This is a genomic window from Jannaschia sp. W003, from assembly GCF_025144335.1.
In the GTDB taxonomy this organism is placed as follows: domain Bacteria; phylum Pseudomonadota; class Alphaproteobacteria; order Rhodobacterales; family Rhodobacteraceae; genus Jannaschia.
The window spans coordinates 1,985,092-1,999,966 of sequence record NZ_CP083539.1 but is presented as its reverse complement, the minus strand read 5'-3'; the positions used below and the strand labels follow the sequence as shown (position 1 = coordinate 1,999,966).

Sequence of the window (14,875 nt, the reverse complement as noted above, 5' to 3'; positions counted from 1 at the left end):
CGGTCAGGGGGCCAGCAGGACCGCCGACAGCGGGGCCGGCTGCACCACCTCCGCCCGACGCCCCAGCGCCCAGGAGTAGAGGCCCGTCACCGTCTCGGGCCGGGTCCGTCCCACGACCACCACGGTGCCGTCCTCCTCGGCCTCGAAGGTCGCGCGGTCGAGGAACCGGGCGATCACCGACGACCGCTGGTCGTCGTCGTCCAGCACGCGGTAGGCGGTGGCGGCGGGCACGCCCGCCTGCTCCGCCGCGGCGACGTCCGCGCCCGGAGGCGCCAGGAGGCCGCGCCCGGCTTCGGCGAGCGCCGGCAGGGCGCTGCCCTCCCCCACCCGGCCGTCCGGCGCGTCGACGAGCGCCGTGGTCTCGGGGAGGGCGTCCCCCACGGCGCGCAGGGCGTCCGCATCGCCGCCGGGGGGCATCGCGCTGCCGAGAAGCGCGACCTCGTGGCCGGCCTCGCGGTAGACCGCTGCGCGCGCGGCGGCGTCGGGCAGCGCGGGGTCGATGGCGAAAGTCACGGGAAAGTCGAAGGCCGCGAGCGCCTCGGGCTCCACGCCCGTGCCGTCGTCCACGAGCACCACCGCGAAGAGGGGTCGCCCGTCGGCCCCGTCGAAGGCGCCGGCGTAGCGCTGGATCGCGGGGCGGTCCGGGTCGTCTTCGCCGGCGCCCTCGCCGGTTTCGCCACCGCCGCTGGCCGCCTCGACGGGCTCGGACGGCGTGGGGGCGGCGTCCGCCGTCCCTTCGACCGGCACGTCCGCGACCGCGCCAGCATCCGCCTCGGGGCGTGGACGCGGTGCGACGACGCTCGCGGTGCGCGCCGGCGCCGGTTCGGCGGAGGGCGGCGTCGGCTCGGGGTCCGCCGCGTCCGGGGCTTCGGGGCGCGCGGCGTCCGGGGCGGGCGCTTCGTCGGCGCGGACCGCGAACTCCTCGCCCCGTGCGCTGTCGGACGGCGCTGCGAGACCCGGAGCCGCGGTCGCGGGCGAGTCCGCAAGGCTGGCCGATGTGGAACTGACGGGCGCCACGTCCGCGGGGGCGGGATCGAGAGCGTCCGGTCGGTCGCCTGCCTCGACCGGCGCGTCGGCGGAGGTCGCGACCGGGCCTTCGCCTTCGGGCGCGGGGCCGACCGGGGCCGGCGCGAGCACGGCCACCTCGAACGACGCCACCGCCGGCGCGGAGGGCTCCGTCGTGTCTTCCTGCGGACCCGGCGCGGCGGCCGCGTCGGAGGCGGCGGGCGCGAGGGGGACCGTCGCGGCCACCGGGGCGGCGTCCGCCTCCGCGGCTGGCGCGGCGGGCACGTCCTCGGATGCGGAGGGCGCGGTACGGCCCGGCGTCTCCACGTTCGCCACGATCGCGGAACCGTCGCCGCCTGTTCGGGCAAAGGACGGCTCGGGGTCGGCTTCCGCGCCGATCCCGCCGGGTGCAGCCTGAAGGGCGACCGCGGTGTCGGCCGAGGGAGCGGCGGGCTCCGCGTCGTCGGGGCCCAACGCCACCGCTTCGGGTGCGTCCGTGCCCGCGCGCGGCGTGCCGTCGGCTTCGGCCTCCGCCTCGGGGTCGAGGATCGGCACGGTCCGCTGAACGACGTCGTCGGCGGTCTCGCCCGCGTCCGCGCCCGGGGCGTCCGCGCCGGGGCGCGCGAAGGTGGCGGGCATCCCGTCCGACGGCGCCGCGGCACGCAGCTCCGGCGCCTCGTCGCCGCCCCCGGGGGGCCGCACGCCTTCCAGCGCCGCCACCACGTCGGGCGCGCGGGCGCTGCGGTCGCCGCGGTTCGGCGCATCGGGGGCAACCGCGTCGCCCGCCGCCGGCGGCTCCGTGCCGAGGGTCGAGGGCGCGTCCGACCGGGGCAGGACCGCGGCGCCTTCGCCCGAGAGCTGGCCGAACTCGGCGGTGCGCGGGGTCTGCGGGTCGGTGCGCGGCGGCATCGCCGCTTCCGTGCCGCCGCGGGGCGGCGGCGGGGCGACGAGCGCCACCGCGCCCACGAGCAGCACGGCGAGTCCGGCGGCGCTGGCTCCGCCGAGTGCGATGCTTCTGATCATCATCCGGTGGTCCCCCGTCGCCAGACGTTCCGCGCGCGGGGGTGGTTGACCCCGCCCCGCGGGCCCGTCCATCTATAGCCCGGCCTCGCGCAGCGGAACCCCCCGGCTCGCATGGCCCGGATGGGGTGTGGCCGTGCTACTGCTGATCGACAACTACGACAGTTTCACCTGGAACCTTGTGCACTACGTCGCCGAAAGCGGCGTCGAGGTGCACGTGATCCGCAACGACGAGATGTCCGCCGCCGAGGCGCTGGCGCTGCGCCCCGCGGCGGTGCTGCTCAGCCCCGGCCCCTGCGACCCGGACCGCGCGGGCATCTGCCTCGACGCCGTGCACGCCTGCGCCGACGCGGGCACGCCGCTGCTGGGCGTCTGCCTCGGCCACCAGGCCATCGGTCAGGCGTTCGGGGGGCGGATCGTGCGGGCGCGCGAGATCGTCCACGGCAAGCTCGGCAGCCTGAGTCACGACGGCACCGGGGTCTTCGAGGGCCTGCCCGAGCGGTTCGAGGCCACGCGATACCACTCGCTCGTGGTGGACCCGGACACGCTTCCCGCGGACTTGCGCGTGAACGCCCGGCTCGACGACGGCACGATCATGGGCCTGCGCCACGAGAACCTGCCGATCCACGGCGTGCAGTTCCACCCCGAGAGCATCGCGTCGGCCCACGGCCACGCGATGATCCGCCGGTTCCTCGACCTCGCCGCGGCGCCCGCATGACCGACATCAAGCGCCTGATCGCCGCCGCCGCCGAGCGGCCCCTCGCCCGCGCCGAGGCCGAGGAGGCCTTCGCCGCCTTCTTCGAGGGCGACGCGACCCCGGCCCAGATCGCGGGCTTCCTCATGGCCCTGCGCGTGCGCGGCGAGACCGTCGAGGAGATCGCCGCCGCAGCCTCGGCCATGCGCGCACGCATGCGACGCGTGGAGGCCCCCGAGGGCGCCATCGACATCGTCGGCACCGGCGGCGACGGCAAGGGCACGCTCAACATCTCGACGGCCGCCGCCTTCGTGGTGGCGGGCTGCGGCGTGCCGGTGGCCAAGCACGGCAACCGCAACCTGTCGTCGAAGTCGGGCGCCGCCGACGTGCTGGGGCAGATGGGCATCGAGGTCATGCGCGACGCGGCCTTCGCCTCCCGCGCGCTGCGCGACTGCGGCATCTGCTTCATGATGGCGCCGATGCATCACCCCGCCACGAAGCACGTCATGCCCGTCCGCGGCGAGCTGGGCACCCGCACGGTGTTCAACGCCCTCGGCCCGCTCACCAACCCCGCCGGGGTGAAGCGGCAGCTCACGGGGGCCTACTCGCTCGCACTGATCCGGCCCATGGCCGAGGTGCTCCAGTCGCTCGGATCCGAGGCGGCCTGGCTGGTTCACGGGAGCGACGGCACCGACGAGATCTCGATCGCCGGACCCACGCATCTGGCGGAGCTGCGGGGCGGCGCCGTGACCGAGCGCACCATCCGCCCGGGTGACGCCGGCCTTCCCACCCACTCCTTCGAGAGCATCGTCGGCGGCGAGCCCGAGGCCAACGGCCTGGCCTTCCGCGCGCTGATGGACGGAAAGGCGAGTGCCTACCGGGACGCGGTGCTCTTGAACGCCGCCGCGGCCCTCGTGGTCGCGGGCCGGGTGGCGGAACTGGGCGACGGCGTGCAGATGGCGGCGAAGTCCATCGACGACGGCGCGGCGTGGGACAAGGTCCGCCGCCTCGCCGCCCTGAGCCGCGAGGAGGCCGACGCATGAGCACGATCCTCGAGCGCATCCGCGCCTACAAGCTGGAGGAGGTGGCCGCCCGCAAGGCCGCCCGCCCCCTCGCCGAGATCGAGAAGGCAGCCACGGCCGCTCCCCCCGTGCGCCCCTTCGAGGCCGCCCTGCGCGCCCGCGCCGCGGACGGCTACGCGCTTATCGCGGAAATCAAGAAGGCCAGCCCGTCAAAGGGTCTGATCCGGGCCGACTTCGACCCGCCCGCCCTCGCCCGCGCCTACGAGGCGGGCGGCGCGGCCTGCCTCTCGGTGCTGACCGACGCGCCCAGCTTCCAGGGTCACGAGGACTTCCTCGTCGCCGCCCGCGCCGCCACCGCGCTGCCGGTGATCCGCAAGGACTTCCTCTACGACCCGTGGCAGGTCGCGGAATCGCGCAGCCTCGGGGCCGACTGCATCCTCGTCATCATGGCCAGCGTGTCGGATGCGGAGGCCGAGGCGCTGGTCGCCGCCGCCCGCCGGTGGGGCATGGACGCGTTAATCGAGGTCCACGACGGCGCCGAGCTGACCCGCGCGCTGCGCCTCGACTCGGCGCTCGTCGGCGTGAACAACCGCAATCTCAACACCTTCGAGACCGATCTTCAGACGACGCGCGACCTCGCCGCCCGCATTCCCGCGGACCGCCTGCTCGTCGCTGAGAGCGGCCTCTCCACCCCGGCGGACCTCGCCGACATGGCCCGCCACGGCGCCCGGACCTTCCTGATCGGTGAGAGCCTCATGCGGCAGGCCGACGTCGAGGCCGCGACCCGTGCGTTGCTCGCCGACCCGGTGCCCGCATGACTCTCACGCACTTCGACGAGGGCGGCGCGGCGCACATGGTGGACGTGTCGGGCAAGGCCACCACCGACCGCGTGGCGACCGCGGAGGGCTGGATCCGCATGAAGCCCGAGACGCTCGCGCTAATCGAGGGGGGAACCGCGAAGAAGGGCGACGTGGTGGGCGTGGCGCGCCTCGCCGGCATCATGGCCGCGAAGCGCACCAGCGACCTGATCCCGCTGTGCCACCCCCTGCCCCTGTCGAAGGTCTCGCTCGACCTGCGCGCCGACCCCGCGCTGCCGGGCCTTCGCATCACCGCCACGGTGGGCACCGCCGGGCGCACCGGCGTGGAGATGGAGGCGCTCACGGCGGCCTCGGTCGCGTGCCTGACGGTCTACGACATGGTGAAGGCGGCGCAGAAGGACATGGAGATCGGCGGCATCCGCCTCCTCGCGAAGTCGGGCGGCAAGTCGGGCGACTGGACCGCGTCGTGATTCCGGTCGCCGAGGCGCGCGCGCGCTTGCTGGCGCTGGTCGCGCCGGTGGGTGCCGAGACCGTAGCCTTGCGCCGTGCGGCAGGCCGCGTGCTGGCCGAGGCGCTGGTCGCGCGCGACGCCGCCCCGCCCTTCGACGCCTCCGCCATGGACGGCTACGCCGTGCGCGGCACGCCCGCGGTCGGCGACGGCTTCGCGGTGGTGGGCGAAGCGGCGGCGGGCGCGCCGTGGACCGAAACGCTGGAGTACGGGGAGGCGGTCCGCATCTTCACCGGCGCCCCGATCCCCGCGGGCGCGACCCGCGTCGTGATCCAGGAGGACGTGCGCCGTGTGGACGCGCGCATCGTGGTGGAGGCCCCGCAGGACGAGGCCACCCACGTGCGCCCCGCGGGCGGCGACTTCGCGGCCGGATACCGCTTCGATCCGCGCCGTCCCCTCGGTCCCGCCGACGTGGCCCTCGCGGCGGCGATGGGGTTCGACGCAGTGCCTGTACGCCGCCGTCCCGTGGTCGCGGTCGCCATGACGGGCGACGAGCTGCGCCACCCCGGCGAGGCGCTGACGCCCGGCGCCATCCGCGCATCCAACGGCTACGGCATCGCCGCCATGCTCGAGGCGGCGGGCGCCGAGGCGCGGCTCCTGCCCATCGCCCGCGACCGGGCGGAGAGCCTGCGGGACGTGCTGGCACTCGGTGCGGATGCGGACCTCGTCGTCACGGTCGGGGGGGCGTCGGTGGGGGACCACGATCTCGTGGCGGAGGTGGCGGGCGATGCGGGCCTCGATCTCGCGTTCCACAAGGTGCGGATGCGCCCGGGCAAGCCGCTGCTGGCAGGGCGGCTGGGAAACGCGGCGCTGGTGGGGCTGCCCGGCAACCCGGTCTCGGCCCTGGTCTGCGCGATGCTCTTCGTCGTGCCGATGGTGGAGCGGATGCTCGGACTGGACCCCGGACCGCGCATCAGGCGCGCGCCGCTCGCCGCGCCGGTCGGCCCGAACGGCCCGCGCGAGCACTATGCGCGCGCCACGCTGACGCCGGACGGCCTGCGCATCGCGGAGCGGCAGGACTCCAGCCTCCTCACGGTGCTCGCCGAAGCGGACGCCCTCGCGATACGCCCCCCGGACGATCCCGCGCGCGGGGCCGGCGAGGTGCTCGACTACGTTCCGCTTCGGCTAGTCTGACCGGATCCCAACGCCTCCGTACGAGCCCTCGGAAGCGGCCGTCCCGCCTCGTTGACACGAAACGGGAACCAACCTAGAACGGTTGCGAACACGGGCAGGACGGGAACACGACATGCTGACGCGCAAGCAACGGGATTTGCTGGCCTTCATTCACAAGCGGATGCAACGGGACGGCGTGCCCCCCTCGTTCGACGAGATGAAGGTGGCGCTGGACCTGCGCTCGAAGTCGGGCATCCACCGCCTGATCACCGCGCTCGAGGAGCGGGGCTTCATCCGCCGCCTCGCCCACCGGGCCCGCGCCATCGAGATCGTGCGCCTGCCCGACGACCTCGCGGCGCAGGGCGGCGGGGGTTTCCAGCCCCGGGTGATCGACGGCGACCGCCCCGACACGGCGCAGCCCGATGCCGCCTTGCCGTCCCGCGCGCGGCCCGTGGCCGTCGATGCGGTGGAGCTGGCCGTGATGGGCCGCATCGCCGCCGGTGTGCCGATCGAGGCGATCTCCGAGGTCTCGCACCACGTGGCCGTGCCCGGTCAGATGGTGGACCGCGGCGGCTCGCACTTCGCGCTCGAGGTCAAGGGCGACTCGATGATCGACGCGGGCATCAACGACGGCGACGTGGTGGTGATCCGGGAGCAGGACGCGGCCGACGACGGCGACATCGTGGTCGCGCTCGTCGAGGATCAGGAGGCGACGCTCAAGCGCTTCCGCCGCCGCCGCGGGATGATCGAGCTGGAGGCGGCGAACCCCGCCTACGAGACCCGCATCCTGCCCCCCGACAGCGTGCGCGTGCAGGGCCGGCTCGTGGGCCTGATCCGCAGCTACTAGGCCGCATCGGCGGGGGCGCGAGGGAGGCGCCGCCGCCGTGCCGCCGTGCCGGGGAGGTTCGGCGCGGCGGCTCCAGCGCACGACCGTTAGTCGTTTGCGCCCCGACCCGGACCGTCCCAAAGCCGTCCGTGCCCGGTCCAGGGTCGGCGGCCCTGCGCGGCGCGGGCGCTCCGCTCCACCCACCCGCCGCCGCTGCGCGCGAACGACAACGCCCCGCTTCGGCGCAGCGCGTCGATGCCGATCACGCGGCAGGGGGCGGCGTCGGGCGTCGGCTGGTCCGTCACCACGATCCCAGTGCACCCGTCCATCGACGCCGCGAGCGCGCGCTTGCCCCGCGCCACCGTGATCGCGAGGGCGTTCGCATTCGGGGTGCGACCCGCGGCGAACTCCTGTCCCGCCCCGTCGCCGTCGTTCTCCAGCCAGGCGCCCGCGACGAAGCCGGCCCCGCGCGGATGACTCAGCGCGCGGCCCTGCGGACCCAGCACGCCCACGAGACGCCCGTCGTCGCTGACGAGGATCGCGGGCCGCTCGACCTCGACCCAGAGCCACGTCGCCGCGAGGGCCGGCAACAGTGCCACCGCCCGCCATCGACCCGCGGCGGCGGCGCACCAAGCCATCGCCGCGCCGACCAGCGGCAGAACGGCGGCGGGCGGCGCGGGTACGCGGCTCGCCGCCTCGGGCCACGCGGCGACGGAACGGGCCACGCCGAGGATCCAGTCGATCCCCGCCCCGGCCACGGCCAGCGCAGGCGCCTCGAGACCCAGCGGCCAGAGCACGAAGGCTGCCAGCATTGACGGCATCACCACCGCGCCCATGGCCGGCACCGCGAGCATGTTCGCCACCAGCCCGTAGTGCCCGACCCGTCCGAAATGCGCGGCCGCGATCGGCGCCGTCGCCAGCCCCGCGACGAGCGACGAAATCACCAGCGCCACGACCCATCCCAGCGCGCCCCGTCGCCAACGCGGGTCCGCGCCGCGCAGCCAGCCGAAGGCGAGCACCAGCGCGCCGGTCGCGGCGAAGCTCATCTGGAAGCCGGGGCCGACGAGGCTCTCGGGGCGCCAGAGCAGCACCGCGAGCGCGGCGATGGCGACGGAGCGCATCGACAGGGCGCGGCGCCCGGCCAGGATCGCGCCCAGCATCACGACGGCCATCACGAAGGCCCGCTGCGTGGCGATGCCGCCGCCCGAGATCGCGAGGTAGCCCGCCGCCACGGGGAGGGCCGCCAGCGCCGCCCAGGCGCGGGTCGGATGCCGCAGCGCCACCGCGGGCCAGAGCGCCAGCCCGCCCCGCACCAGCCAGAACACGCAACCGACCAGCAGTCCCATGTGGAGGCCCGAGATCGCCAGGAGGTGCGCGAGGTTCGAGACACGCAGAGCCTCGACAGCGTCCTCCGGCAGCCCCGAGCGGTCGCCGGTGGTGATCGCCGCCGCCACCGCTCCCGCGGGATGCGGCATGCGTGCGTGCAGACCTTCCGCGAGATGGCGGCGCAGGCGGGCGACCTGCGCACCCTCGCGGGCCTCCTCCGCCAGCAGGAGCGGCGCACGCCCGTAGCCCAGGGCGCCGAGGCCGAGGAACCAGACGTGGCGCTGGAAGTCGAAGCCCCCAGGCTCCACCGGGCCGGGGGGCGGACCGAGATGCACGGTGGTCATCACGCGCATGCCCGGCAGCGGCTCCAGCGCGCCCGGCTCCTGCAGCGAGATGCGCACGCGGCGCGGCGTTCGTGCCGGTTCCATCCGGTCGAGGCGCACCCGGTCGAGAGTCAGCCGCGGCGCCCCCGAACCGGACCGGTCGATGCCCACGATCCGCCCCTCCACGGGGCCGTAGTAGCGGAAGGCGAGGACCGGACTGGCCACGAGGTTCGTGCGCAGTTGCGCCGCCAGCGCGCCTGCCAGCACCGCCGCCGCGAGCAGCCATAGCAGCCCGACGCTCGCCCAGGCGAGCCGGGCCGAGACCGCGAGCATGGCGGCGCCGAGGAGCATGGCCCCCGCCACCGCCGGCGACGGCTCCATCGGCAGCCCGAAGTAGAGCGCCACGCCCCCGCCGAACGCCGCCGCGACCCACGGCAGCCGCCGGCCGCGCAGGGCGTGGAGGCGCACGGCGAGGCGGTCCGATGCCCCCCCCTCGGGGGGCGTGATGTCGCCGGAGAGGGCCGTCACGTCGCCTCCGCTATCGCGTTGTCCCCCCGGGTCCCCGCGCCTAGAACCCCCCCGACCCTCGGCGCCGCAGGGTTAAGAATTCGTTACACGCGACCCCGGAGCCGCCCCCATGACCGCCGAAGCCCCCGCCCGTCCCGTCGTCACCCGCATCGCCCCCTCGCCCACGGGCACGATGCACATCGGCACGGCACGCACGGCGCTCTTCAACCGGCTGTTCGCGCGCCGTCACGGGGGCCGGTTCCTGCTTCGGATCGAGGACACCGACCGCGCGCGCTCCACGCCCGAGAACACCGAGGCGATCCTGCGCGGCCTGCGCTGGCTGGGGCTGGACTGGGACGGCGACGCGGTGAGCCAAGCGGAGCGTGCGGACCGCCACGTCGCGGTGGCGCACGAAATGCTGGAGGCCGGGCACGCCTACCGCTGCTTCTCCACCCAGGATGAGATCGAGGCGTTCCGCGAGGCCGCGCGCGCGGACGGCCGCTCCACGCTGTTCCGCTCGCCCTGGCGCGACGCGGACCCCGCCACCTTTCCCGACGCGCCCTCCGTGGTGCGCCTGCGCGCGCCGCGCGAGGGCGAGACCGTGATCGAGGATGCCGTGCAGGGCCGGGTTGTGACGCGCAACGACCAGCTCGACGACATGGTGCTGCTGCGCGGCGACGGCACGCCCACCTACATGCTCGCCGTGGTGGTGGACGACCACGACATGGGCGTGACCCACGTGATCCGGGGCGACGACCACCTGAGTAACGCCGCACGGCAGGCGCAGATCTACCGCGCGATGGGCTGGGCGGAGCCGGTCTGGGCGCACATTCCGTTGATCCACGGCGCCGACGGCAAGAAGCTGTCGAAGCGCCACGGGGCGACGGGCGTCGAAGAGTACGCGGCGATGGGCTATCCTGCCCGCGCCCTGCGCAACTACCTCGCGCGCCTGGGCTGGAGCCACGGCGACGCGGAGTTCTTCACCGACGCCGAGGCCGAGGCCTGGTTCGACCTGGAGGGAATCGGGCGCGCCCCGGCGCGGCTCGACCTGAAGAAGCTGGAGAACCTCAGCGGCCAGCACATCGCGGCGATGGAAGCCGACGAGCTCGTCGCAGCAGTGCTCGACTGGGCCGAACGTGCAGGCGAGGCCCCGGTGGACGCGGAGCGCCTCGCCCGCGCGGCGCCGCTGGTGCGCGATGCAGCGCGTACCCTGCCGCAGGCGCTGGAGCGGGCGCGGTTCGCGATGATCGACCGCCCGGTGCAGCCCGACGAGAAGGCGGCCAAGGCGCTGGATGCCGCGGCTTGCGGAATGTTGCGCGAATTGACGCCGCACCTGCATAATGCTAGCTGGACGCGCGACGCGCTGGAGGCTGCGGTCGGAGAGGTCGCCGCGGCTCATGGGGTCGGGCTCGGCAAGCTGGCCGCCCCGCTGCGCGCGGCCCTCGCCGGACGGACCGCAACTCCCAGCGTCTTCGACATGATGACGGTGCTGGACCGCGACGAGACGCTGGCCCGCATCGAGGACGCCGCCGCCCGGGCCTGATCCCGGAGCCTGGCACCCGCGGCGCGCGAGGCGCGCCGGACGCAACGTTTCATGCGGTTTTCGCCGCGATCCGACCGGAAAGGACACCCATGGCCGAGACCGAGAACACCGCCAAGCTGCAGCTCCACGGCAAGGAATACGACCTGCCGGTGCTGCAGCCCTCCGCCGGCCCCGACGTGCTCGACATCCGCAAGCTCTACGGTCAGGCGGGCGTGTTCACCTACGATCCCGGCTTCACCTCCACCGCCGCCTGCGAGAGCGCGATCACCTACATTGACGGCGAGGAGGGGGTCCTGCTGCACCGCGGCTATCCGATCGATCAGCTGGCCGCGAAGTCGCACTATCTCGAGGTCTGCTACCTCCTCCTCTACGGCGAGCTGCCGTCGGCGACGCAGATCGAGGACTTCGAGACCCGCGTCACGATGCACACGATGCTGCACGAGCAGATGCAGTACTTCTTCCGCGGCTTCCGCCGCGACGCGCACCCCATGGCGGTCATGGTGGGCGTGGTCGGGGCGATGGCGGCCTTCTATCATGATAGCACTGACATCAACGATCCGTGGCAGCGCGAGGTCGCCTCGATCCGCCTGATCGCCAAGATGCCGACGATCGCGGCCTGGGCCTACAAGTACTCGGTGGGCCAGCCCTTCGTGTACCCGCGCAACGACCTCGATTACGCGGCCAACTTCCTGCACATGTGCCGCGCCGTGCCGGCCGAGCCCTACCACGTCGATCCGATCCTGGCGCGCGCCATGGACCGCATCTTCACGCTCCATGCGGACCACGAGCAGAACGCCTCGACCTCGACGGTGCGTCTCGCCTCGTCTTCGGGCGCCAACCCCTTCGCCTGCATCGCCGCCGGCATCGCCTGCCTCTGGGGGCCCGCCCACGGCGGCGCCAACCAGGCGTGCCTGGAGATGCTGCGCGAGATCGGCACCGTGGACCGGATCCCCGAGTTCATCGCCCGCGCGAAGGACAAGTCGGACCCGTTCCGCCTGATGGGCTTCGGCCACCGGGTCTACAAGAACTTCGACCCCCGCGCGACGGTGATGAAGGAAAGCGCCGACGAGGTGCTCGACCTGCTCGGCGTCGAAAACAACCCCACGCTTCAGGTCGCCAAGGAGCTGGAGCGACAGGCGCTCGAGGATCCGTACTTCGCCGACAAGAAGCTGTTCCCGAACGTGGATTTCTACTCGGGCATCATTCTCGAGGCGATGGGATTCCCCACCTCGATGTTCACGCCGATCTTCGCGCTGTCGCGCACGGTGGGCTGGATCTCGCAGTGGAAGGAGCAGCTGAGCGATCCGGCGCTCAAGATCGGGCGCCCGCGCCAGCTCTATACCGGCGCGACGCAGCGCGACTACGTCGAGGTCGAGGACCGATGAAACCTCGGAAGGCCCCGTCCCCGGACGGGGCCTTCCGCCTTCACGGACGGCTTCGGGCGAAACGCGCCGTTTCCCCACGCCCCCTTCCTCCGCCCCTCTGCACCGCGTATCGTGTTGATCTTGCGTGGGGGCGCGTTCCGGGGTGACCATGTCCGCATCCGATCCGCCCGGGGCCGCCTCGCGGTGCCCGTTCCTCGCCAAACTCTCCGAGATGCCGCGCCTCACCGAGGCGCGCTACGAGGATGGCCTCGGCGCGCTCTACGAGGGCGCCGACCCCATGGAGATCGCCCAGAAGGTTTTCGACCAGGAGGTGTCGACGCCCGAGCCGGGCGGCGCCAACGCCCTGTTCACCACCTGGGGTCAGTTCATCGACCACGACATGACGCTCGTCTCGGACCGGGGCGAGGAGATCATGGACTCCTCGGCCTTCCCGCACGGCGTCCACCGCTCCGAGTACCGCCACGACAGCGGGGCCGACGGTCCGCGCGAGTACGCCAACATCGTCACGCCCGAGATCGACGGCTCCATGATCTACGGCTCCACCGCGGGGCGGGCGGCGGACCTGCGTGCCTTCGAGGGCGGGCGCCTCGCCATGCGCGAGGGGGCCGACGGCGAGTACGACCTCCTGCCCTTAGCCGCCGACGACCAAGTGATGGCGGGGAACGAGGATGGCGAGGACGACGGCATCGCGCTGGCCGGCGACGTGCGTGCCTCCGAGAACCCCAACCTCCTGTCGCTCCACACCCTCTGGGCGCGCGAGCACAATCACTGGGCCGACCGCCTTGCCGCCGAGAACCCGGACTGGACCGATCAGGAACTCTACGAGGCGGCTCGGTCTGTGGTCGAGTACGAGATCCAGAAGATCACCTACGAGGAATGGCTGCCGCGCCTCCTCGGCGAGGCCGCGCCCGCCGACCTCGACCACGACCCGGACGTGGACACCAGCGTCTCGCTGGAGTTCTCCACCGCCGCCTTCCGCTTCGGCCACACCCTCGTCGCCTCCTCGCTGGAGCGGCGCGACGACGACGGAACCATGTCCGAGGGCGGGGCCGTCTCGCTGATGGACGCCTTCTTCGACCCCTCGCTGGTGAACGGGCACGGCATCGACGAGCTGCTGCGCGGCATGGGCGCCCAATCCGCCGAGGCGCTCGACGCCAAGGTGGTGGACGACCTCAACTTTTTCCTCACCACCCCCGAGGGCGTCGCGGGCTTCAGCCTGCCGGCGCTCAACCTCATGCGCTCCGCCGATCACGGGATGGGCTCCTACGTGGACGTGCGAGCGGCCCTGCTGGGCGATATCGACCCCGCGGCGCTGGACCCGACGGACTTCTCGGTCATCACCCCCGACGCGGAGCTGCAGGCGCAGCTCGCCTCGGTCTACGGCACCGTGCACGAGGTGGACCTCTGGGTCGGCGGGCTGGCCGAGGCGCCCGCGCCCGGCGCCATGACGGGTCCGCTCTTCACTCACATCATCGCCGGCCAGTTCTCGGCCGCCGCCCGGGGCGACGAGACCTTCGGGCAGCTCTCCGACCTCCTCGGCCCCGAGATCGCCGCCGAGGTCGAGGCGCAGACCCTCGCCGACGTGATCGTCCGCAACACTGAGATCGACCACTTCTCGGCCGACCCGTTCCAGGTGGCGCCCCCGGGCCTCGCAGACGCCTGCCCCAAGGGAACCGACGGCGCGGACCTCCTGGAGCTGATCTCGGCGCGCGCCTGCGCGGACGTCCACCTCGGGGGCGGCGACGACACGGTCACGGCGGTGGGAGGCACGCGCTTCGAAGGCGACCTCGTGCTCGGGCGCGGCGACGACGTGGCGCAGCTGTCGTCCGGCTCGGTCGCGGGCGCAATCCGCGGCGGCGGCGGGAACGACGCGATCAAGCTGTCGGGCACGGCGCGGGCGGGCGAGATCCGCGGCGGCGCGGGCGACGACGTCGTCGTCGTCTCCGGCAAGGCCGCCGTGGGGTGGGTCGACGCGGGCGACGGGCACGACACGGTGGCGGTGGGCGAACACGCCGCCGTGGACGCGGTCGACCTCGGCGCGGGCGACGACCTCGCCCTGCTGGACGGCCCCGGCGTCGGGACGATCCGGGGCGGCGCGGGCCGCGACACGCTCGCGGTGCGCGGTGGAACCATCCGCTACGACGACGGCTCTGCCACGGACGGAACCGTGGAGTGGCGCGGCGGGGGCGCGACCCGGTTCGAGAGCTTCGAGAAGGCCACCGCCGTGCCCTGCTTCACAGCAGGCACGCTGGTGGTCACGGCGCTCGGCAAGCTCCCCATCGAGACCCTGCGCCCCGGCGCGCGCGTCCTGACGCTGGACCACGGGTTGCAGCGCGTCCGATGGGTCGGCCGCACCGAGGTCGCCGCCGAGGGCCGCTTCGCCCCGATCCGCATCGACGCCGGGGCGCTGGGAAACACAAGGTCGCTCGCCGTCTCTCCTCAGCACCGGATGCTGCTGGCGTCGGCCCACGCCGCGCTGCTGTTCGGCGCCGAGGACGTTCTGGCGCCCGCGCTCGCCCTCGTGGGCCGGGCCGGGATCGCCCGCGCCGCGGGTGGAATCGTGACCTACGTCCACGTGCTGTTCGACCGCCACGAGATTGTGCTTGCGGAAGGCATCCCGTCCGAGAGCTTCCACCCCGGCGCGGCGGTGCTGTCGGGAATGAACGGGGCCGCGCGCGACGAGGTGCTGGCGCTGTTCCCCGCCCTGCGGACCCGGGGCTACGGCGCCCCGGCCCGGCCCGCCTTGCGGGCGCGCGAGGCGCGCCTGCTCGCACGCCTCGACTGA

Annotated in this window: 11 protein-coding genes; 9 read left to right on the top strand and 2 right to left on the bottom strand. The window is 73.9% G+C overall.

Features of this window, described 5'->3' with window-relative positions:
- Positions 1-3: 3 nt before the first annotated feature.
- Entirely contained in the window at positions 4-2,031 is a 2,028-nt protein-coding gene (locus K3554_RS09740) for a divergent polysaccharide deacetylase family protein (RefSeq protein ID WP_259939691.1), read from the bottom strand.
- A gap of 130 nt (positions 2,032-2,161) precedes the next feature.
- Here K3554_RS09740 and K3554_RS09735 point away from each other — a divergent pair, with 130 nt between their 5' ends.
- The 6 genes from K3554_RS09735 (at position 2,162) to lexA (ending at position 7,027) form a co-directional block, all read left to right on the top strand.
- Positions 2,162-2,743, top strand: coding sequence for an aminodeoxychorismate/anthranilate synthase component II (locus K3554_RS09735; protein ID WP_259939688.1), 582 nt, complete (start codon positions 2,162-2,164; stop codon positions 2,741-2,743).
- On the top strand, positions 2,740-3,762 hold the full coding sequence (trpD, locus tag K3554_RS09730; protein ID WP_259939686.1) for an anthranilate phosphoribosyltransferase: 1,023 nt from the start codon (positions 2,740-2,742) through the stop codon (positions 3,760-3,762). The genes K3554_RS09735 and trpD overlap by 4 nt, the downstream gene beginning before the upstream one ends.
- Positions 3,759-4,559, top strand: a complete 801-nt coding sequence (trpC, locus tag K3554_RS09725) for an indole-3-glycerol phosphate synthase TrpC (RefSeq protein WP_259939683.1) — start codon at positions 3,759-3,761, stop codon at positions 4,557-4,559. The genes trpD and trpC overlap by 4 nt, the downstream gene beginning before the upstream one ends.
- Complete coding sequence (gene moaC, locus K3554_RS09720) at positions 4,556-5,029, top strand: cyclic pyranopterin monophosphate synthase MoaC (protein ID WP_259939680.1); 474 nt, start codon at positions 4,556-4,558, stop codon at positions 5,027-5,029. Before trpC ends, moaC begins: the two co-directional genes overlap by 4 nt.
- Entirely contained in the window at positions 5,026-6,201 is a 1,176-nt protein-coding gene (locus K3554_RS09715; protein WP_259939677.1) for a molybdopterin molybdotransferase MoeA, read from the top strand. The genes moaC and K3554_RS09715 overlap by 4 nt, the downstream gene beginning before the upstream one ends.
- 112 nt (positions 6,202-6,313) lie before the next feature.
- Positions 6,314-7,027: a transcriptional repressor LexA gene (lexA, locus tag K3554_RS09710; protein ID WP_259939674.1), complete on the top strand. Its 714-nt coding sequence runs from the start codon at positions 6,314-6,316 to the stop codon at positions 7,025-7,027.
- Between the two features lie 86 nt (positions 7,028-7,113).
- Here lexA and K3554_RS09705 read toward each other — a convergent pair whose 3' ends face one another.
- The gene (locus K3554_RS09705) at positions 7,114-9,183 is read right to left on the bottom strand and encodes a ComEC/Rec2 family competence protein (RefSeq protein WP_259939669.1); all 2,070 of its coding nucleotides are present in this window, start codon (positions 9,181-9,183) and stop codon (positions 7,114-7,116) included.
- A gap of 109 nt (positions 9,184-9,292) precedes the next feature.
- Between K3554_RS09705 and gltX the strand changes: the two genes are divergently transcribed.
- From gltX to K3554_RS09690, 3 genes are all read left to right on the top strand, one after another.
- Positions 9,293-10,705: a glutamate--tRNA ligase gene (gene gltX, locus K3554_RS09700; protein WP_259939667.1), complete on the top strand. Its 1,413-nt coding sequence runs from the start codon at positions 9,293-9,295 to the stop codon at positions 10,703-10,705.
- Between the two features lie 89 nt (positions 10,706-10,794).
- Positions 10,795-12,090 (top strand): citrate synthase, encoded by a 1,296-nt coding sequence (gene gltA / locus K3554_RS09695; RefSeq protein ID WP_259939666.1) that lies wholly within the window; start codon positions 10,795-10,797, stop codon positions 12,088-12,090.
- Between the two features lie 148 nt (positions 12,091-12,238).
- Positions 12,239-14,875, top strand: a complete 2,637-nt coding sequence (locus K3554_RS09690) for a peroxidase family protein (protein ID WP_259939664.1) — start codon at positions 12,239-12,241, stop codon at positions 14,873-14,875.